Source organism: Rhizobium mongolense USDA 1844 (assembly GCF_000419765.1).
Lineage (GTDB): Bacteria > Pseudomonadota > Alphaproteobacteria > Rhizobiales > Rhizobiaceae > Rhizobium > Rhizobium mongolense.
The window spans coordinates 12,564-31,831 of sequence record NZ_ATTQ01000023.1 but is presented as its reverse complement, the minus strand read 5'-3'; the positions used below and the strand labels follow the sequence as shown (position 1 = coordinate 31,831).

The window sequence follows — 19,268 nt, the reverse complement described above, 5'->3', positions numbered from 1 at the left end:
ATCTTGCTTACGAAAAACCACGCGCAGGAAGGACTGAGCCGTGCCTACGTCCAGGCGCTGTCGTCGGCCGCCCGTGTATTGGTTCAGCATGAAAGTCGAATTCGTCTATGGATTCGACGGTCAGTTCGATCTGATCGCCAGGGTCGAAATCGATGCGGCGTCGGGCAAGCAGAACCTCATCAAAGCGGGACACGCGATCGACTTTCAGCTCACGTGTTCGAAGCAACGGAAATTCGTCGGAGAAGACGTCCACCGGAGCATGAAATCCAAGGCCTACAACAAGCTCGCAGGGCGCCGTACCCGGCCGTACCTATTTTCATGTGCCTGCCCGAGAACGAGGACGAGTGGGTCGAGTTTTCGGACGACGCGCTGCGTCCGCAAGTGCTCCCATCTCACAAAATATGATCACGGTTTGTTCTGGAAAAGCATCTCCAGGCGTCGAAACGCCTGGAGTGAGCCGTGAGGGCCGTTTGCAACCCAGTTCATGTCAAAACGACAAAGTCATGTCATTCAACAAGCATCAGATATTCACAGAAATCAGCTGCATCCGCTCGTCGCGCCACACGTATCGCATTTCTCGCAGGTCCCATTCCGTACCATCGTGAAGTTCTGGCACTCGGTGCACATGTTGCCCGTGTAGCCCTGCATGATGGAGCGGGCGCGGCGTTCGGCTTCGACCTTCTTGGCTTCGGTCTTGGCAGAGGCTGCGTCGGCAGCGGCGGCGTCGGTGAAGAGCGTGCTGGATTCCTCAGCGATCTCTTCGGCGATTTCCTCCGCCAGTTCCTTGGCGCGTTCTTCGTAATCGCGCTTGAAGGCGACGACTTCGGAGGAGGAGGCGACGGCTTCGAGCTTGCGCACGGTGTTGCCGGCAATCGCCGTGATCGTCGCACCCGAGGAGGCGCGAACAGGGGCGGCGGTTGCAGCACCCTTGATCTCCGATGCCGGGCGCTCGGTCGCGGTTCCGGAAACCAGCGTCGGCTTATAGCCGCGAGTCAGGCCCTTGGAGACGACGTCCGCCTTGCCTTCCGACACGCCGCGGCCGAGCGCCGTGTTGTTGAAGTCGGACGTATCGACATGCGCCAGATCGTGGCGGCCGAGATAGGAGATGGCGAGTTCGCGGAACACGTAGTCGAGGATCGACGTCGCATTCTTGATCGCGTCGTTGCCGGTGACGATGCCCGCCGGCTCGAACTTCGTGAAGGTGAAGGCATCAACATATTCCTCGAGCGGCACGCCGTATTGCAGGCCGAGCGAGACCGAGATCGCGAAGTTGTTGATGAAGGCACGAAGGGCCGAACCCTCCTTGTTCATGTCGAGGAAGATCTCGCCGAGGCGGCCGTCGTCATATTCGCCGGTGCGCAGGAAGATCGTGTGACCGCCGATCTTTGCCTTCTGCGTGTAGCCCTTGCGGCGGCCCGGCAGCTTTTCCTGGCTGCGCACGACCTTCTCGATTACCCGCTCGATGATCTTCTCGGTGACGGTGACGGCCTGGGCGGCTGCTGGCTGGGCCAGCAGTTCCTCCATCGCGTCCTCGTCGCCTTCGTCCTCGATCAGCGAAGCGTTCAGCGGCTGCGACAGCTTCGAGCCGTCGCGGTAAAGCGCGTTGGCCTTGAGGCCGAGCTTCCAGGAGAGCATGTAGGCGCTCTTGCAATCGTCGACGGTTGCATCGTTCGGCATGTTGATGGTCTTGGAGATCGCACCCGAGATGAAGGGCTGGGCAGCCGCCATCATGCGGATGTGGCTTTCGACCGAGAGATAACGCTTGCCGATCTTGCCGCAGGGATTGGCGCAATCGAAGACGGCGAGGTGCTCGTTCTTGAGGAACGGAGCGCCTTCCAGGGTCATCGCACCGCAAACATGGATGTTTGCAGCCTCGATGTCCTTCTTCGAGAAGCCCATGTGGTCGAGCAGGTTGAAGCTCATATCGGCAAGCTGCTCGTCGGAGACCTTCAGCGTGCTCTTCAGGAAGTCGAGCCCAAGCGTCCACTGGTTGAATACGAACTTGATGTCGAAGGCGGACTTCAGCGCCGCGTTGACGGCCTCGACCTTCTCGTCGGTAAAGCCCCTGGCCTTCAGCGTCGAAGGGTTGATGGCGGGCGCCTGGTTCAGATTGCCGTGGCCGACGGCGTAGGCTTCGATCTCGGCAATCTGGCTTTCGGAGTAGCCGAGCGTGCGCAGCGCTTCCGGTACGGCACGGTTGATGATCTTGAAGTAACCGCCGCCGGCAAGCTTCTTGAACTTGACGAGCGCGAAGTCGGGCTCGATGCCGGTCGTGTCGCAATCCATGACGAGGCCGATCGTGCCGGTCGGCGCAATCACGGTTGCCTGGGCGTTGCGGTAGCCGTGCTTTTCGCCGAGTTCCAGTGCCTTGTCCCAAGCGCTCTTGGCGTGCGCGGCGAGATCCTGGTCCGGGTTTTCGGCGTGGATGAGGGCGACCGGGTTGATCGACAGGCCTTCATAACCGGACGTCTCGCCATAGGCGGCGCGGCGATGGTTGCGGATGACGCGCAGCATGTTCTCGCGGTTAGGCGCAAACATTGGGAACGGGCCGAGTTCGGCGGCCATTTCCGCCGAGGTGGCGTAGGAAATGCCGGTCATGATAGCCGTCAGGGAGCCTGCGATGGCGCGAGCTTCGTCGCTGTCATAAGGAATGCCGGACGACATCAGCAGGCCGCCGATATTGGCATAGCCGAGACCGATCGTGCGGTATTCGTAGGAGAGCTCGGCAATGCGGCGCGACGGGAACTGCGCCATCATCACGGAAATTTCGAGCACGACGCTCCACAGACGCACGGCATGCTCGTAATCGGCGATGTTGATGCGCTTTGTCGCCGCATCCTTAAACTGCATGAGGTTCAGCGAGGCAAGGTTGCAGGCCGTGTCGTCGAGGAACATGTATTCCGAGCACGGGTTGGAGGCGCGGATCGGGCCGGCGGCCGGGCTGGTGTGCCAGTCGTTCATCGTCGTGTTGAAGTGCAGGCCCGGATCGGCCGATGCCCAGGCGGCGTAGGAGATCGTCTCCCAGAGGTCGCGGGCCTTCAGCGTCTTCATGACCTTACCGTCCTTGCGGGCCGTCAGGTTCCAGTCGCCATCGGCTTCGACGGCGCGCAGGAAGTCGTCGCGGATCGAGACCGAGTTGTTGGAGTTCTGGCCGGAAACGGTGAGGTAGGCTTCACTATCCCAGTCCGTGTCATAGGTCTTGAACTCCATGTCCTTGTAGCCCTGGCGGGCGAACTGGATGACGCGGCTCACATAATTTTCCGGAACCTGGTCCTTCTTGGCGGCGCGGATTTCGCGCTTGAGGGCAGGGTTCTTGGTCGGGTCGAAGCAATCCGCATCGGCGCCGCCTTCGCAATTGAAGCAGGCCTTCATGATCGCCTTCAGGTGCTTGGCGACGATCTTCGAACCGGTGACGAGGGCTGCGACCTTCTGCTCTTCCTTGACCTTCCAGTTGATGTATTCCTCGATATCCGGATGATCGATGTCGACGACGACCATCTTGGCCGCACGGCGCGTCGTGCCGCCCGACTTAATGGCGCCCGCCGCGCGGTCGCCGATCTTCAGGAAGCTCATCAGGCCGGAGGAGCGGCCGCCGCCGGAAAGCTTTTCGCCTTCGCCGCGCAGATATGAGAAGTTGGAGCCGGTGCCGGAGCCGTACTTGAAGAGGCGGGCCTCGCGAACCCAGAGGTCCATGATCCCGCCTTCGTTGACGAGATCGTCCTCGACCGACTGGATGAAGCAGGCATGCGGCTGGGGATGCTCGTAGGCCGACTTGGACTTCGTCAGCTTGCCGGTGAAGGGGTCGACATAGAAGTGGCCCTGGCCGGGGCCGTCAATGCCGTAGGCCCAGTGCATGCCGGTGTTGAACCACTGCGGGGAGTTCGGGGCGACGCGTTGGGTGGCGAGCATGTAGGCGAGTTCGTCGCGAAAGGCAGAGGCATCTTCCTCGGACGAGAAGTAGCCGCCCTTCCAGCCCCAGTAGGTCCAGGTGCCGGCCAGACGGTCAAAGACCTGGCGCGCATCGGTTTCGGAGCCGTACTGCTGGTCCTTCGGCAGCTCCTTGAGGGCGGCCTCATCCGCAACCGAACGCCACAGGAAGGAGGGAACGTCGTTTTCCTCGATCTTCTTCAGCTTTGCCGGAACGCCGGCCTTGCGGAAATATTTCTGGGCAAGGATGTCGGCCGCGACTTGGGAGAACTGCGCGGGAACGTCGATGTTCTCAAGGCGGAAGACGATCGAACCGTCGGGGTTCTTGATCTCGCTCGTCGCCTTGCGGAATTCGATGTCCGCGTAAGCGCTCTGGCCTGCCTTTGTGAAACGGCGTTCTATGCGCATGTCCTTGCACCTCTGTTTGCGCGCCCCATCCCCGTTGACCAGGGCGCAAGTTTCCTCATCCGGCAGCGCCGGAAGATGCGCAGCCAGTTCTCGTTTCCGTACCGTCACAGGAGCGTCATCCGGAGATGTCTTTCCTGTATCTTGTGGTGATGGTGGCTGCAAACACTAAATATAGTATTAACAGCTTATTATCGCCAGCCCCGGATGTCACTTTTTTGGAGGTCAAAAAACGCGCAGAAGTCCCCTCATGGCTGCCATCCATCATGGATGCAACACCCTGATTCCACGCTCGAATTTTGAAGAGAACCGGCCTCGTTAAACCCGGTCCAGCTGCCGCCGCAACATCGGAAACCATTAAGTGAGAAATGGGCGATTCCGTCAAGGGGTGGTTTTTAACGAAGCGTTCACCACAACATATTGTGGACGGCCCTGTGAAGACTGGGGAAAAGCCTGGAGGCCTTGAATTTCAGGGCTTTGCGGGCTTCAGGCACCTGAAAAGCGAGGACGAAAAGAAAAAGTTAGCCGAATCCAAATCTAAGGATGGCATTTTCGGCCCGGATCAGCATCGCGATTCGGGAGACCTCATATCGCATCGAGCGCGACGGTCACGGTGGCAATGCCGATCGCCGCTCCAGCCTCGTCGCGGATGGTGAAGCTGGCCTGCGCCTCGAGAATCTGCGTGGTCTCGTCACGCTCGGCGCGATCGACGAAAGTCTCGTCCGAATCGCGCGCGAAGGTCTGCAGATATTTATTTTCGTCGGCCTGCCAGAAATCCGTCGTCACTCTGCTCTCGCCGACATTCAGCCCATTCCTGTCGGTAATGAAGAACTCGACGATAACGCCCTGCGACGCATCCTGTTTTTCTTTCAGGTAGCGCGAAACGGGCGTGGATAGAATGGCGGACACCATCTGCAGGGCGCCGGTTTCCACTTCGGATCGGTAGGTCGAATCAAGGAACTGGATATCCGCGCTGCTGACGTCACTCAATTTGGCGTTCTGCTCTCTGATCGCAGCGAGAACCATCGGCGTGCTGACCATCGGCCGGACGACGGTATCCACATATTCGCGGACGACGGCGACATAAGCGGGTTCGGCAAAGGCCGGCACGGGCAACAAAGAGGGGATCGCCAGCCCTGAAGCGACGACCGCTCTAACCCAACCCCGGTATGCCATTCCCCTATTCCTTGCTCCGCGCGTTTTCGCCCTCGCGCCATCCGTGACCCGGCCCTTTGGCATGGCGCTCGGATGCGCGCGTGCAGGCCAGGCTCGCATCATACCTCTGCAGTATTACTAAGATGACAATTCCGCGTGGAGTTTATTCGTGCCTGAACGGCCCGGCGCTGTCAGCGCGGACCCTTGGCGATCGGCTCCTGATAGGTGAAGCCCATGTCCCAGGGGAAGTAGATCCAGGTGTCCTGGCTGACCTCCGTGACGAAGGTGTCGACCGTCGGCACGCCGAGCGGCTTTGCGTAGACGCAGGCAAAATGCGCCTTGGGCAGCATGGCGCGCACTTGCACCGCCGTCTTGCCGGTATCGGTGAGGTCGTCGATGACGAGGATATCTTCGCCGCCATTTTCCTTGAGTTCCGGCGCAATGCCCTTCAGCACCACCATATCCCCCTGGTTCACATAGTCATGATAGGAAGCGACACAGACCGTTTCGATCAGGCGGATGTCGAGTTCGCGGCAGATGATTGCCGCAGGAACCAGGCCGCCGCGGGTGATGCAGACGATGCCCTTGAATTCCTTGTTGAGGCCGGCGATGCGCCAGGCAAGCGCGCGGGCATCGCGATGGAACTGATCCCACGAAACGGGAAAGGCTTTATCGGGAAAAGACATCGAAACTGCTCCGCGGCATGAATGGAAAACCCGCCGGCGACCAAGCGCAATCCGTCAAACGCAAAGCGCGCGGGGCCCAACCCCGCGCGAAACGAAGTTCCGGAGCCCGTCACCGGTTGCCGCAATTAGCGGGATTTGCGGGCAAAACGCAAGTCCCGCCGGTGCTTGGTCAACGGGAGAGGAGGGTGAGCGCCGTCATCGACTGCAAGAGCGACTTCGTCGTGCCGCCGAAGATCATCTGCCAGAGGCGCGAATGGGTGTAGGCGCCCATCACCAGGAGATCGATGCTGCTGTCGGAGAGGCGGTTTTCGATGACGTTCGAGGCGCTCTTGTGGGTGCCTTCCGCGACGGCAAGCGTCGCCTTCACGCCATGGCGGGAAAGCGTGGCAGCGATTTCCGCTCCCGCCAGGCCCGCCGTCTGCATCGCCGAATCCACCGGATCGACGGAAAAGACCTCGACTTCGTCGGCAGCCTTCAGGATTGGCATGGCATCGAATGTCGCGCGTGCGGCTTCCTTCGAGCCGTTCCAGGCAATCATCACGCGTTTGATCGCTTTCGGTTGCCGCAAGATATAGGGGATCATCAGGACCGGACGACCGCTTTCGAAAAGAAAGCTGTCGATATCGACCTGGCTGTCAGATGGCTTGGAAGGATCCGCTTGCGAGGCGATCAAGAGGTCCGCGCTGCGGGCGCTCTCGATCAGCGGCGCCGAGCCGTAGCCCGCCGAGGTGGCGAAGCTGCGCCATTCGAACGATGCGCCGGACGCTTCGGCTTTCTGGCGGAAGATGCGCTCCACTTCCATGGTCTCGGAATGCGCCATGTCCTGCAGCGCCTGAACGGCGACTGGATCGGGAATTTCCATCGGAGCGACCAGCGGCACGGCCGAGATGTTTTCGGCGTGGAGACCGATGACATGGGCATCGTTTTCGGCGGCAAGCGCAAAGGCAAAATCGGAGACCGCACGGCTGTTGTCGGCCGTATCGAGAATGGCGAGTATGGTCTTGTAAGGCATATCAATTCTCCTCGGCGGGCTGAAAATGGTTTCGTAAGCAGGAAATGCGTTGTCGGTGGAACGGTTCCTTGGTTGCTCGAGGGGCGGTGTGTTGCTGCTCTAAGCTTCGGCGGACCGGTTTTCGTCAATCTCCCTGGTCCTGCGAATGTTCTCGATCATGGCGTGAACCTCAGCGCCCGCCGCATCGACAGTCGCCTGCGACCGGCCGCGCACGACGATCTCCGTCGAGAATTTCTGGCCGACATAGCGCGGATAGGAGCCGATGCTGGTGTCCGGGTGCGCCTTCTGGATGGCGGCGAGCAGCATGCCGATATCGCCTTCGGCATAAGGACAGGCGATCGCCAGCGACAGCACGCGCTGCCCGGTGCGAAGCGTCGGCAGCACATTGTCGACCATGGCCTGGAACACCTGCGGCACGCCCGCCATCACGTAGACATTGTCGATGATAAAGCCGGGCGCAGTCGACACCCGATTGGCGATATGTGCTGCCCCGCGCGGCATGCGCGCCATGCGCTTGCGCGCTTCGGTGAACTCCATCTCACGGCGCTTGTACATGTCACCGAGCAGTGTCATGGCGGCTGCATCATGGTCGCAGGGAACGCCAAAAGCCTTCGAGACTGCGTCCGCGGTGATATCGTCATGCGTCGGGCCGATGCCGCCCGAGGTGAAGACGTAGTCATATTTGCAGCGAAGGGCGTTCAGGGCATCGACGATCGCATCCTCGTCATCGGCGACGATCCGCACCTCCTTGAGATCGATGCCCGAAAGCTGAAGCATATCCGCCAGATGGCCAATGTTCTTGTCCTTGGTCCGGCCGGACAGAAGCTCATCGCCGATGGCGAGCATGGCGGCGGTGATGACGGTTTCAGTGCTCATGAGAAATATCCGATGATGGGGCTTTGCTATAGGTAGCGCCGTTTTCCCGGCTTGCAAATGGCGGCACCCGGTCGCGGCAGAAGGCGAAATGGAATCGGCAAATGAATTTTCGCCTCCATGCATTGAACGCTAAGTTCTGCGCAGGCAGGGTATGCTCACGGAAGCGCGCTGATAGAATTTCGGGTGGTCAACCATTCAAACGCGTGCCACAGCGGAGTTCGTCATGACAAAGATTCTTGTTCTTTAGTATTCGCCCGTGGCCATATCAAAACCATCGCATATGCCGTTGCGGAAGGCGCCAAGTCCGCGGGCGCGGAAGTTGCCGTAAAGCGCCTTCCGAAACTGGTTCCGGAAGAGGTCGCAAAGTCCGCTTCAAACGCGATCAGAAAGCTCCTGTTGCAACCGTCGACGAACTGCCGACTACGATGCGATTATCGTCGGCGCGGGCACCCGCTTCGGTAGCCGCGAAATACCAGGGCGCGCACGTCGCAAAGATCGCGGCGAAGCTCGGGTAAGACGCTTTCCGATCAAATGGTAGAGAAGGCGCGGCTCATCGCTGCGCCATTGGTTGGCCGCCAGGCCGGGCTTTCGTGCAATTCCGTTGATTTTAACCGAAGCAGCAGTCACGCGCGGCCCAAGCCGCCCGCTACCCGTGAAACTGCAGGGTTATGACCAGCAACATGGTCCCGGCAAGCATGCTCCCGAACAAACACGCAGCGGCTGTTTTGTAAAACTTGAGACGCCGCGCCCTTTCTCCACTCCAATCGTAAACCATCGTCTTACTCCCACAAGACAAGCTTACACGCACCGTGGCACTGTAATTCGTGCATCCGCAAAGGCGCCTTCGAGCCCTGCCGCCTTTCAGACGCCGGCATAAAATCATATTTATTGGGATTGATAAAGATGGTGGGGTGAGACCAGTAGACGCATAGTTCTTTCCGCCGCGGCTGTGCGGCCTGCAATTCGTCCTATGTGCCAATCGGACCGGAGATTTTGATGCGCGTTGTTATTGCTTCCCTGCTGGTCGCCCTTACCCTTGCCGGATGCAACACGGCTCCGCCGGAGCCCATCCGCGGCAGCCTCACCTATGGCAGAGTCGTCCACGTTCCCGCGCGAGCGGGCTACACCGTCAAGCACGAGTTTCCGGACAAGTTCGGATACCGGATCTACGAAAGATACGTCGTTCAGCCGGATGGAACGCTGAAGCTCATCTCCCGCCGAACCGGCTCCGACTACTGGCACTTCCCCCGGATGAAATGGTGAGCAGACTGCCCGGCGTCGCAAAAGCTTCGCGTCACGGCTGCGTGCTGGTGCGGGCGACGGGGATCGAACCCGTAAGGATTTCTCCGAGGGATTTTAAGTCCCTTGCGTCTACCAGTTTCGCCACGCCCGCGCGCGATCCTCAATTAACGACCGGAGCGATTCAGTCAAGAGCACCGGCGGCGGCACCGGTTTGCGGCTTAGGAGCGGGAAGGGCCTCTATCCTCGGCTTCATCTGCCCGCGCCGGTAGGCAGCGCGGCCGGTAAGAATGCCGAGCATGGCGCCGGCTGCCTTGATGACCGCGTCGTGCAGGCGTGCATGACGTGTCGGCGACAGGTATTGCAGGAACTCGATCGCGAGTGCGCCGAAGATCAGCAGCAGTGCGACGAGCTTCCACTGCTTCGGATAGCCGAGCGCGAAAACGAAGCCGGTGACGGCATAGGCAAGCGCGCGGTCGGCGTTGACGCTGGTCATCGTATGCGGCCTGAGGCCGATCGGCGAAATGGTGACGAAAATGATGGCGGCAAGCAGCAGCCAAGCGAGCGGTCGCATAAAACGGGAAGTCATCATCCCGTTACGTTAGCAGTATTGCAAAGCGAACGCACGGGGGGAGCTGCAGCAATCCGCCAAGCGCGATGACGAAAGCTTCCGCAGAGCGAACCGCACGGCGGTTAAACGGACTTCTTTTGCCAGCTGACCTGTGCCATAGCGAAGTCTTGAGACAGGAATGGACCGATGACCGTCACAAGACAGGATGTAGATCGCGCGGAAGAGGCGCTGCGTAGCCTCTTTCCGGCAACGCCACTGCAGCTCAACGACCATCTTTCGGCGCGCTACGGTGCCGAAATCTGGCTAAAGCGGGAGGATCTGTCGCCCGTCCGTTCTTACAAGATCCGCGGCGCCTTCAATTTCTTCCGCAAGGCGATTGCCGAAGGGGGCGGCGAGCGTCTCTTCATCTGCGCATCGGCGGGCAACCATGCGCAAGGCTTTGCCTATGTCTGCCGCCATTTCGGCGTTCAGGGTGTGGTCTTCATGCCTGTGACGACGCCGCAGCAGAAGATCGACAAGACGCGCATGTTCGGCGCCGAATTCATCTCCATCAAGCTCTACGGCGATTTTTTCGATCAATGCTATCAGGCCGCCCGCGACCATGCGGAGGCGGCCGGAGGTGTCATGGTGCCGCCCTTCGACCATGCGGACATCATCGAGGGGCAGGCAACAGTCGCAGCCGAAATCATGCAGCAGCTGCCGGACGGTAGGGTGCCGGACATGCTGGTCCTGCCGGTCGGCGGCGGTGGGCTTGCTGCGGGCATCGCGGGCTATCTCAAGGGCTCGGTCCCGAATTCCGCCTTTGTCTTCGCCGAGCCGGCAGGCGCGCCGAGTCTGAAACGGAGCATAGAGACCGGCGAAGTGGTGACGCTTTCCAAGGTCGACAATTTTGTCGACGGCGCAGCCGTTGCCCGCATCGGCGACCTGAATTTTTCAGCGCTCAAAGGCTTTGCAGCTGCGCAGGTCATGCTGATGCCGGAGAACGCCATCTGCGTTACGATCTCGGAAATGCTCAATGTCGAGGGCGTCGTGCTGGAGCCGGCAGGCGCTTTGTCTTTGACGGCGATCGCGGCGATGGATCCGCAGACCATTCGCGGCAAGACGATCGTCGCCGTCGTCTCCGGCGGCAATTTCGACTTCGAGCGGCTGCCCGACGTCAAGGAGCGCGCGATGCGGTACGCCGGGCTGAAGAAATACTTCATCCTGCGGCTGCCGCAGCGCCCCGGCGCGCTTCGCGATTTCCTCAATCTTTTGGGGCCTGACGACGACATCGCGCGTTTCGAATACCTGAAGAAGACGGCGCGCAACTTCGGCTCGGTCCTGATCGGCATCGAAACCAAGGCGCCGGAGAACTTCGCCACCTTGATTTCGAATTTCGAACAGGCCGGCATGGGCTTCGAGGACATCACCGAGAACGACATCCTCGCCAACCTCATCATTTGACTTTGCGGGCGCGAGCGGCTCGTGTTAAAGGCGGAACATGGCTTCGATCTTTTCCAGCATATTCTCGATGTTTTCCGGTGGCGGCAAATCCGCCGAGGCGAGCGCAGGCCCGAAGGGCGAGCCGCAGCTTTACGCCGATTGCACCATCTACGCTGAGCCGCGCAAGGAAGGCGGCCAGTTCCGCCTGGCAGGCCGCATCGAAAAGACGGTCGGCGGCGAGGTCTTGGTGCGCAATTTCATCCGCGCCGACATGTTCTCCTCTTCGGACGATGCGATCGAATGCACGGTGCGCAAAGCGCACCAGATCATCGATCAGCACGGCCCCTCGCTTTTCGGCGACGGCGCAAAGGAGCGGCAGGTCTAGCCGCTCTCTCCCCATCGCCTTCGCCGGGCGGCTTTGCGGCGGCTGCCATACCTGAGACCGCGCGTTACACTGACGTCATGCGACCGTTTCTTAACCGTATCGCGCTATGAAGGAGCGGTTGGAGAGCGGAAAGCGCGATGGCAATTGTCAATCTCGGTCTAATTGTAGTGGAAGCCGTCGGCTACTTCGCGCTGATGGTGAGCCTGCTGCATTTCCGCCACCGGCTGGGTCTTGGCGTTTTCATGACGGCGCTCGGCGTCATGCATTTCATGGAAACCTATCTCGCCGCCGTATTCTACGTGTCGCTGCCTTTCGGCGTCGCCTCGCCCGGATCGTCGGTCTTCTTCGCCGGCAAGCTGATGATGATCCTGATGCTCTACCTGGCGGAGGATGCTTCGACGGTTCGCCAGCCGATCTACGGCCTGTTCCTCGGCAATCTCCTGACCGTCGCGATCGCGTGGGTTCTGCAGCTGCATGAAACCGTCGAGATTTCACCCGGCAACGCCGCCGATTTCAGCTTCCTGAAGGAGATGGGCTGGCTCATGGTCTGGGGTACGGCGCTGCTCTACCTCGATGCGCTCGGTATCATTCTGCTGTACGAACGCCTTGGTCATTGGATGAAGCGCAAGGTGATCCTTCGTTTCATGCTGTGCGGCTTCGCACTTCTGACCTTCGACCAGATCGGCTTCTTCGGCGCCTTGCACTATTTTCTCGACGTACCGCTTGCAGCCTTCTGGGACGGCTGGAGGGCAAAGATGTTCGCGGTGTGCATCTATACCGCGCTCTTTGCCTTCTACCGGGTCTATATTCATCGAAACGGCGTTCCGGCGGCAGCACGCTCCCTCAGCGATCTGTTCGGCGACCTGACATTCCGCGAGCGGTACAACGATCTTCTGGAGCGGACGGGCAGGGACATTCTGACGGGCGTCTACGACCGCTCGCGTATGGAGTTCGAAGCACCGGTCATGATGCGGGAAGCCCTGCGGCAAGGGCAGTTCACAACCGTCATCATCATCGATGCCGACCACTTCAAGGACGTCAACGACAACTTCGGTCATCTGCAGGGTGATGAGGTGCTGAAGTCGATCGCCGCCCGGCTGGTGATGATCCTGCGTTCTGCAGACAGGGTGTTCCGCTTTGGTGGCGAAGAATTCGTTGCAATCTGCCCGGGCACGGACCATGAGGAGGGCTTGTTGGTCGCAGAACGGCTCCGATGGACAATTGCGACGAGCGTCAGGACACCAGATGCAAGACCGGTCACCGTCAGCATCGGCGTTGCGACCGCCGACGAAGATGGCGTGAGCTTCATGACAGTTCTCTCTACTGCAGATGACCGGCTCTACCAAGCGAAGAAGAATGGCCGGAATTGCGTCTTCGGCCGTACGGGTCTGGTCAAAGTCAGCTGATCTGACGCTTGGTTCCGGAGCCTGCTCGCCCGGCCAATTAAGCTGCGACGAATGCAATGGGCCATGAGCGGAAGAACGGTTACTTCCGGATTGTGCTCGAGCGGCTGTTCTATGTCTGCAGTGCTGGCCTGGCAGTGCCTATCGGCCGTTGCGACGCCCATTGGAACCTTGCTTCGGCTTAGACACCAGACGGTTCAAGAGAGGAGTCCGGACATACGCCCGGCAACCCGCCAGCCACTTCTCATGCTCGACTTCATCAGGCGCACCCAACAGGAAAATGAAAGCACGGGAAAGCTTGATTGACACCGCCTGGTCAGTGCTGACGAGGGCTGCCAACGCATTATCCTCGCGTCATTCGAACCGAGCAACTACAACGTCCGCAACAGGCCGGAAAAGGTTTTCCGGACAGGATATCAAGCGTCAGACTCGCCGGGTATGGCGCAGCGGAAACAAAAAACGGCCGGACAGAGCCGGCCGCTTCTGGGGCGATGTTAAGCGGTTAGGCGGCGAGAGCGATCTCTTCGGCGCGGGCCTTGGCGGCGCCGATCGCCTTTTCTGCGGCTTCCGGACCGAAGGCGAGGCCTTCGACATAGACGGTTTCGATATCGGTGATGCCGAGGAAGCCCAGAACCGACTTCAGGTACGGAACGGCATGGTTCATTCCGGCGGCAGGACCCTGCGAGTAGACGCCGCCGGAGGCGAGCACGACATAGACCTTCTTGCCGGTTGCAAGCCCGACCGGGCCGCTTTCGGTGTACTTGAAGGTGCGGCCGGCCCGGGCGACGTTGTCGATCCAGGTCTTCAGCGACGAATAGATATTGAAGTTGATGAGACCGGTGCCGATGACGATGGTGTCGGCGGCGAGAAGTTCGTCGATGAGCGCGTCGGAGGTCTTCACGGCTTCAGCTTCCTGGGCCGTGCGGTCTTCGGCAGGCTTACGGATTGCGGCGGTAAATAGGTCATCGATGTGCGGGAGCGGGTTGGCGGCGAGGTCGCGGCGGACGATGACGCTGCCCTCTTTCTGGGCCTGAAGCTTGCCGGCAAGATCGGTGGCAATGCTGGTCGAAAGCGATTCAGCGCGCGGGCTGGATGTCAGGAGCAGGATGGACGACATAATAGAATTTCCTCTCGAATTGGGGGTGCTGCGAGCTCGCTTGGGAGGTTCGAGCCGCGTTCAGAGGAAAAATAGGTCTGGCCGGCTATCGAAAAAACTGGGATAATGTCGATCGAAATTATCGATAGATTGGATGGAAGATGCTTCCCAACCCGACATTGGATCAGTTGCAGGTGTTCCTTACCGTGGCAGAAACCGGTAGCTTCTCCGCCGCCTCGCGCGTGCTCAACCGCGCGCAGTCGGTGATCAGCTACACGATCGCGAACCTCGAGGCACAGCTCGAGATGCCGCTTTTTGAGCGCTCCGGCGCCCGCCAGCCGAAGCTCACGGATGCGGGCAAGGCCATGCTCGAAGATGCGCGCCGCCTGCTGACCGATCTGCAGGTGATGCGCGCCCGCATCAAAGGGCTGAAGGAAGGATTGGAAGCGGAGGTCTCTGTGGCGATCAGCGTCATGGTGCCCTCTCCGGCAACGGTTGACGTGTTGCGGGAATTCCGTGAACAATTTCCGTCCGTTGCGCTCAATCTGACGGTCGGCGAGCTTGGCATGGTCATGGAGGCCGTCCTGAGCGGCAAGGCGACGATCGGCATCGGCGGAGCCGTCCTGAAGCAGGACGATTCGATGCTGATGGAAAAGATCGGCCATTCCTTCATGATGCCGGTGGCCTCGCGCAATCATCCGTTGGCGCAGATAGGTCGGCCGTTGACGCTTGGCGATGTTCGCGAGGAAGTACAGCTCGTCGTCACCGACGCGTCCGGACTGACGAAAGGCCGCGATTTCAACGTGCTTTCCTACAAGACCTGGCGTGTCAGCGACATCGCGACCAAGCACGCGTTGATCCGCGGTGGCCTCGGCTGGGGCGGCCTGCCTGCATCGATCATCCGTGACGACCTGACGAGCGGCGCACTCGTGCATCTCGACCTTGAGGCCTATGAGCAAGGCGAGTATCCGATCTATGCCATGCGCCGCCTCGCCAATCCGCCGGGCCCAGCTGCGGCATGGATGATCGATGCATTCCGCACCAGGCTTTCCCAATGCCCCAACCACGCCGATTTCACGGCGGCGTTGAACGAGATTCGCGGACCGGAAATGCCGCTTGCAGCGGAATAGGCGAGACGCTGCCGCCTCGCCTGGCTTTCACATCGGCTAGAGAACCAGCCTGAACTTTGCAAATCCGTCCGCGCCTTCGCCGGCATCCTCCAGCTTGACACTCTTGACGTCGGCCAGGAATTGCTTGGCCTTCGGCCCGCTCTGGAAAACGGCGCTCGTGCCCGCCAGCGGCTTGAAGGTCCAGTTGCCGTCGGCGGACGGATTGATCGTGCCCTGGTCATGAACGAAGCGGACGATCACGTCGCGGTTGGTGTCCGGAGCCTGGAAGACGACCTTGTCGGCTGCGATCTCCGGGAACTTGCCGCCGCCGCCCGCACGGTAGTTGTTGGTGACCACGACGAACTTCTGCTTGAGGTCGATCGGCTTGCCGTCGAACTGCAGATTCTGGATGCGGTTAGATCTTTCATTGATCGCCTTGCCGTCATTGTCGTATTTGCGCGGCTGCGAGAGGTCGATCTGGTAGGTCACACCGTCGATGACATCGAAGTTGTAGGACGCGAAATCACCGTTGATCAATTCCGCATCTATGGCGCCGGGCTTCACCTCGTTGAACATTCCGGCCGACATTTCCAGCCAGTTCTTTACCTGCTCGCCGGTAATGACCACTGCCTGCACAGTGTTCGGATAGAGGTAGAGGTCGGCGACATTCTTGATCGCGACATCGCCCGCCGGAACGTCGGTATAGTAATCCGCGCCGCCGCGGCCGCCTGCCTTGAAAGGAGCAGCGGCCGAAAGGACGGGCAGATCCTTAAATTCGGTATCAGCCAGCATCTGCTTGATGTACCAGGTCTGCGCCTGGCTGACGATCTGCACGGAGGGATCGTCGGCAACGAGGGCGAAGTAGGAATAGAGCGGCGCCGATGTCTTGCCGACCGGGGTGCGGACATAGGCGAGCGTCGCCTCATGCTCGGCCTTTGCGGCTTCGATCACGTCCTTCTTGTCGCCCACGTCGGCAACGACCTTCTTCTTATCGTCGCGGTGATAGATCGGCCGGGCCTCGGCGGTGAAATCGACGATCGCCCAGCTCTTGCCGTTCTTTTCCAGAAGCAGGTCGATGAGGCCGAGATGCGAGCCCCAGAAACCGGCCATGACCGTCGGCTTGCCGTGCAGCGTGCCTTTTACCGGATCGGCGTTGGCAATCCCGTCCCAACTCTTCGGACCGGGGAAGACAAGGTGCTGATGGCCGGAGAAGATTGCATCGATGCCGTCCACGGCGGCAAGATGCAGCGAGGCATTCTCCATTTTCTCGGAAGGGGCGGAGCCGTCGATGCCGGAGTGGGAAAGCGCGATGACGATATCGGCACCTTCCTCCTTCATCGCCGGAACCCAGGCCTTGGCGGCCTCGACGATGTCGCGGGTCTGCGCCTTGCCCTCGAGGTTCTTGATGTCCCAGAGCATGATCTGCGGTGGCACGAAGCCGATGAACCCGATCTTGACCGGGCTCTCGTTGCCTGCGCCGTCCTTGATCTGCTTTTCGACGATCACGTAGGGCTTGAAGAAGAGATCGTCCTTCTTCGGATCGGAGGCGAGCTGGCCCTTCGTCAGGTTGGCGCAGACGAACGGGAAATTCGCGCCGCCAAGTGCCTTGAACATGAAATCGAGGCCGTAGTTGAACTCGTGGTTTCCAAGCGTGCCGACAGTATAGCCAAGCGTGTTCATCGCCTTGATGACCGGATGGACGTCGCCATCCTTCATGCCGTGCTGATAGGCCATGTAATCGCCCATCGGATTGCCCTGCAGCAGGTCACCATTGTCGATCAGCAGCGAGTTGGCCGCTTCGGCGCGGATGTTATCGATGATCGTCGCGGTGCGCGCCAGACCCATCGTGTCGTTCGGCTTGTCGGCATAGTAGTCGTATGGGAAAACGTTGACATGGATGTCGGTAGTTTCCATCAGCCGCAGATGCGCTTGATTGGCGGCCGCGCGCGCCGTGAAGGGGTGGAGCAGAACAAGCGCCGACGTCGCGGCAATGCCGCCAAGCAATGACCGGCGGGTAATCGGGTGCAAATCAAGGATGGAAGACATTGAACACTCCTTCGCAAATGACGCATGGCTCAACCGGCGGCGAGCCTAGGATGATTTGCACGGCAGTGCATCCGGAAAATGACAAACCGGCCTTGAATGTTATCGCGTTAACACCGGCTTCACATCCTTGTGGAAGAAGCGGAAGTAGGATGCGACCTGAGCCCTGGCGTTGGAGTTCGGGTCGAACTGGATACCGAGGCGCCCATTGTGGCTCCACCGGATTATGCCGTTTAGCGTTCCAAGATCTTCCGCTAGGATTTGTACGCGGCTGCCCGATGCGGCATAAAGCGGCGTTCGAATTTCCACCGCAGCGCCCGTTATCGAGAGATTGAGGATGCGGGCGTCTACTTCGTTATTGAGATAGCGAACCTTACCGAAAATGCGGCAATACTTGCGTTCGGCCTTGCGAGTAATGATATTCAGATTACGCATCATGCAGCCCTCAATAGAATACTTGGCGCACCTTATCGCGAAAATATTGAAAATCCTTTTATAGAAACCGCTAAATTACGAGATGGGGCTATCTCCGCACAGCGCCGCTGCGCGCCACCACATGCTCACGCCAGATGGTGAAAATGCCGGCAGCGACGACGATCACCGAGCCGGCGATCGTGTTGAGGCTCAGGGCTTCGTCAAAGATGACGACGCCGATGATCGAGGCGTAGACGAGCTGTAGATAGGTAAGCGGCTGAACGGCTGCGGCATCGAGCATGTCATAGGCGCGGATCAGGAAATAGTGGCTTGAGATGCCGGTTAGGCAGAGAAGGGCCATCCAGCCGCAGTCGCTGGCCGACATCGGGGTCCAGTAGAAAGGACCGATGAGTGTTATCGTTATGCCGCCCGCCACGCCCGTATAGAAGAAGCTCGTCATCGAAGAATCGTCGCGGCTGACAAGGCGGGTGGCGATGACGTAGAAGGCGAAAAGGAAGCAGCCCAAGACCGCAAGAAGCAGTTTCGGATCAAAAAAGCCGCTTTCTGGCTTCAAGATCAAAAGGACACCGGCGAGCCCCGCGCAGATTGCCGTCCAGCGGCGCCACCCGACGCGCTCGCCGAGCAGCGGCACGGAGAGCAGGGCGATCAGGATCGGAGTGCCGGCAAAGATCGCCTGGGTGCGCGCAAGTCCAATGATCGCGAAACAGGTGATCGCCAGCACGACCTGCGCGGCAAGCAGCACGCCACGCGTGACCTGAAGCAAAGGCCGGTTCGTACGCACGGTCGCCTTCAGGCCGCCGCGCATTCTCGACGCGAGCAGGATCGTGAATATGGCAAAGGCCCAGTAGCGGATCATCGTCACGAAAACCGGCGGATAGGTGCTCGCCAGATGCTTCGAGATGCCGTCCTGCACAGAAAAGATGGTGATCGCCAAAAGGACGAAGATATAGCCTTGCGTCTTGGATTTCATGCCTTGCCGTAAGGCGGGAGAGGCCCGCATACGACTGAAGCTAGGCCAGGATTCATGCCGCTTTGCAAGGCCTCAAAGCCCGACATTCGGCCTGTCGATGATTTCCCGGAGCGCGAAGCTGGAATTGATCTTGACGACGTGGGGCAGGGCGGAGAGCCAGTCGCGGTGAATGCGCTCGTAGTCTTCCAGGTCGCGCGCGGCCACGCGCAGAATGTAGTCGTATTCGCCCGACATCAGATAGCAGACGAGCACGTTTGGGCAGCGCTTCACTGCCGCCTCGAATTCCGCAAGGGTCTTCGCAAACTGGCCGGAGAGCGAGATGTGCACGATGGCGATCATCTTGTAGTCCAGTGCCTTGTGTGAAAGGCGCGCGTGATAGCCGCCTATGACGCCGCTCTTCTCAAGAATGTCGAGCCGCCTGGAACAGGCGGAAGCCGAAAGGCCTACCTTGTTCGCGAGATCGGCATTGGTGATGCGGGCGTTCGCCTGAAGCGCCTTCAGAATCGCACGATCGATGGTATCGAGTTCAGACAT

The 19,268-nt window shown here is 60.0% G+C and carries 16 protein-coding genes, 1 tRNA gene and 1 pseudogene; 6 read left to right on the top strand and 12 right to left on the bottom strand.

Annotation, left to right across the window (positions count from 1 at the left end):
• Positions 1 to 537: 537 nt before the first annotated feature.
• The 5 genes from A3C3_RS0130390 to A3C3_RS0130365 form a co-directional block, all read right to left on the bottom strand.
• A complete protein-coding gene (locus A3C3_RS0130390; RefSeq protein WP_028740136.1) occupies positions 538 to 4,335 on the bottom strand; it encodes a vitamin B12-dependent ribonucleotide reductase in 3,798 nt (1,265 codons plus the stop codon).
• 582 nt (positions 4,336 to 4,917) lie between these two features.
• On the bottom strand, positions 4,918 to 5,508 hold the full coding sequence (locus A3C3_RS0130385) for a hypothetical protein (RefSeq protein WP_028740135.1): 591 nt from the start codon (positions 5,506 to 5,508) through the stop codon (positions 4,918 to 4,920).
• Positions 5,509 to 5,678: 170 nt separating this feature from the next.
• A complete protein-coding gene (gene gpt, locus A3C3_RS0130380) occupies positions 5,679 to 6,173 on the bottom strand; it encodes a xanthine phosphoribosyltransferase (RefSeq protein WP_022718336.1) in 495 nt (164 codons plus the stop codon).
• A gap of 169 nt (positions 6,174 to 6,342) precedes the next feature.
• Complete coding sequence (locus A3C3_RS0130370; protein ID WP_022718334.1) at positions 6,343 to 7,185, bottom strand: universal stress protein; 843 nt, start codon at positions 7,183 to 7,185, stop codon at positions 6,343 to 6,345.
• A gap of 99 nt (positions 7,186 to 7,284) precedes the next feature.
• Positions 7,285 to 8,061, bottom strand: coding sequence for a competence/damage-inducible protein A (locus tag A3C3_RS0130365; protein WP_022718333.1), 777 nt, complete (start codon positions 8,059 to 8,061; stop codon positions 7,285 to 7,287).
• Positions 8,062 to 8,284: 223 nt separating this feature from the next.
• On the opposite strand from A3C3_RS0130365, the pseudogene A3C3_RS44110 reads away from it, so the two are divergent.
• Both A3C3_RS44110 and A3C3_RS0130355 read left to right on the top strand, forming a co-directional pair.
• Positions 8,285 to 8,524: pseudogene (locus A3C3_RS44110) on the top strand (NADPH-dependent FMN reductase family protein); the annotation flags it as partial.
• 533 nt (positions 8,525 to 9,057) lie between these two features.
• The gene (locus A3C3_RS0130355; RefSeq protein WP_022718331.1) at positions 9,058 to 9,324 is read left to right on the top strand and encodes a hypothetical protein; all 267 of its coding nucleotides are present in this window, start codon (positions 9,058 to 9,060) and stop codon (positions 9,322 to 9,324) included.
• 45 nt (positions 9,325 to 9,369) lie between these two features.
• Here A3C3_RS0130355 and A3C3_RS0130350 read toward each other — a convergent pair.
• Together A3C3_RS0130350 and A3C3_RS39635 are read right to left on the bottom strand one after the other, a co-directional pair.
• Positions 9,370 to 9,454: transfer RNA gene (locus A3C3_RS0130350), tRNA-Leu, on the bottom strand.
• Positions 9,455 to 9,484: 30 nt separating this feature from the next.
• Positions 9,485 to 9,892, bottom strand: a complete 408-nt coding sequence (locus A3C3_RS39635; RefSeq protein ID WP_022718330.1) for a VanZ family protein — start codon at positions 9,890 to 9,892, stop codon at positions 9,485 to 9,487.
• A gap of 165 nt (positions 9,893 to 10,057) precedes the next feature.
• Between A3C3_RS39635 and ilvA the strand changes: the two genes are divergently transcribed.
• The 3 genes from ilvA (at position 10,058) to A3C3_RS0130330 (ending at position 13,084) form a co-directional block, all read left to right on the top strand.
• Entirely contained in the window at positions 10,058 to 11,314 is a 1,257-nt protein-coding gene (gene ilvA / locus A3C3_RS0130340; protein WP_022718329.1) for a threonine ammonia-lyase, read from the top strand.
• 37 nt (positions 11,315 to 11,351) lie between these two features.
• A complete protein-coding gene (locus A3C3_RS0130335; protein ID WP_022718328.1) occupies positions 11,352 to 11,678 on the top strand; it encodes an HlyU family transcriptional regulator in 327 nt (108 codons plus the stop codon).
• 137 nt (positions 11,679 to 11,815) lie between these two features.
• On the top strand, positions 11,816 to 13,084 hold the full coding sequence (locus A3C3_RS0130330) for a GGDEF domain-containing protein (protein ID WP_022718327.1): 1,269 nt from the start codon (positions 11,816 to 11,818) through the stop codon (positions 13,082 to 13,084).
• A 499-nt stretch (positions 13,085 to 13,583) separates the two neighbouring features.
• On the opposite strand, the gene A3C3_RS0130325 is transcribed toward A3C3_RS0130330, so the two are convergent.
• Entirely contained in the window at positions 13,584 to 14,198 is a 615-nt protein-coding gene (locus A3C3_RS0130325; RefSeq protein WP_022718326.1) for an FMN-dependent NADH-azoreductase, read from the bottom strand.
• A 140-nt stretch (positions 14,199 to 14,338) separates the two neighbouring features.
• Here A3C3_RS0130325 and A3C3_RS0130320 point away from each other — a divergent pair, with 140 nt between their 5' ends.
• On the top strand, positions 14,339 to 15,307 hold the full coding sequence (locus A3C3_RS0130320; protein ID WP_022718325.1) for a LysR family transcriptional regulator: 969 nt from the start codon (positions 14,339 to 14,341) through the stop codon (positions 15,305 to 15,307).
• A gap of 36 nt (positions 15,308 to 15,343) precedes the next feature.
• Here the strand turns inward: A3C3_RS0130320 and A3C3_RS0130315 are convergent, their stop codons facing one another.
• The 4 genes from A3C3_RS0130315 to A3C3_RS0130300 form a co-directional block, all read right to left on the bottom strand.
• Positions 15,344 to 17,332: a bifunctional 2',3'-cyclic-nucleotide 2'-phosphodiesterase/3'-nucleotidase gene (locus tag A3C3_RS0130315; RefSeq protein ID WP_022718324.1), complete on the bottom strand. Its 1,989-nt coding sequence runs from the start codon at positions 17,330 to 17,332 to the stop codon at positions 15,344 to 15,346.
• Between the two features lie 99 nt (positions 17,333 to 17,431).
• The gene (locus tag A3C3_RS0130310) at positions 17,432 to 17,767 is read right to left on the bottom strand and encodes a PilZ domain-containing protein (RefSeq protein WP_022718323.1); all 336 of its coding nucleotides are present in this window, start codon (positions 17,765 to 17,767) and stop codon (positions 17,432 to 17,434) included.
• A gap of 85 nt (positions 17,768 to 17,852) precedes the next feature.
• Positions 17,853 to 18,734: a DMT family transporter gene (locus A3C3_RS0130305; RefSeq protein WP_022718322.1), complete on the bottom strand. Its 882-nt coding sequence runs from the start codon at positions 18,732 to 18,734 to the stop codon at positions 17,853 to 17,855.
• Positions 18,735 to 18,806: 72 nt separating this feature from the next.
• Positions 18,807 to 19,268 carry an Lrp/AsnC family transcriptional regulator gene (locus A3C3_RS0130300; protein ID WP_022718321.1) on the bottom strand — a complete coding sequence of 154 codons (462 nt, stop codon included), beginning with the start codon at positions 19,266 to 19,268 and terminating at the stop codon, positions 18,807 to 18,809.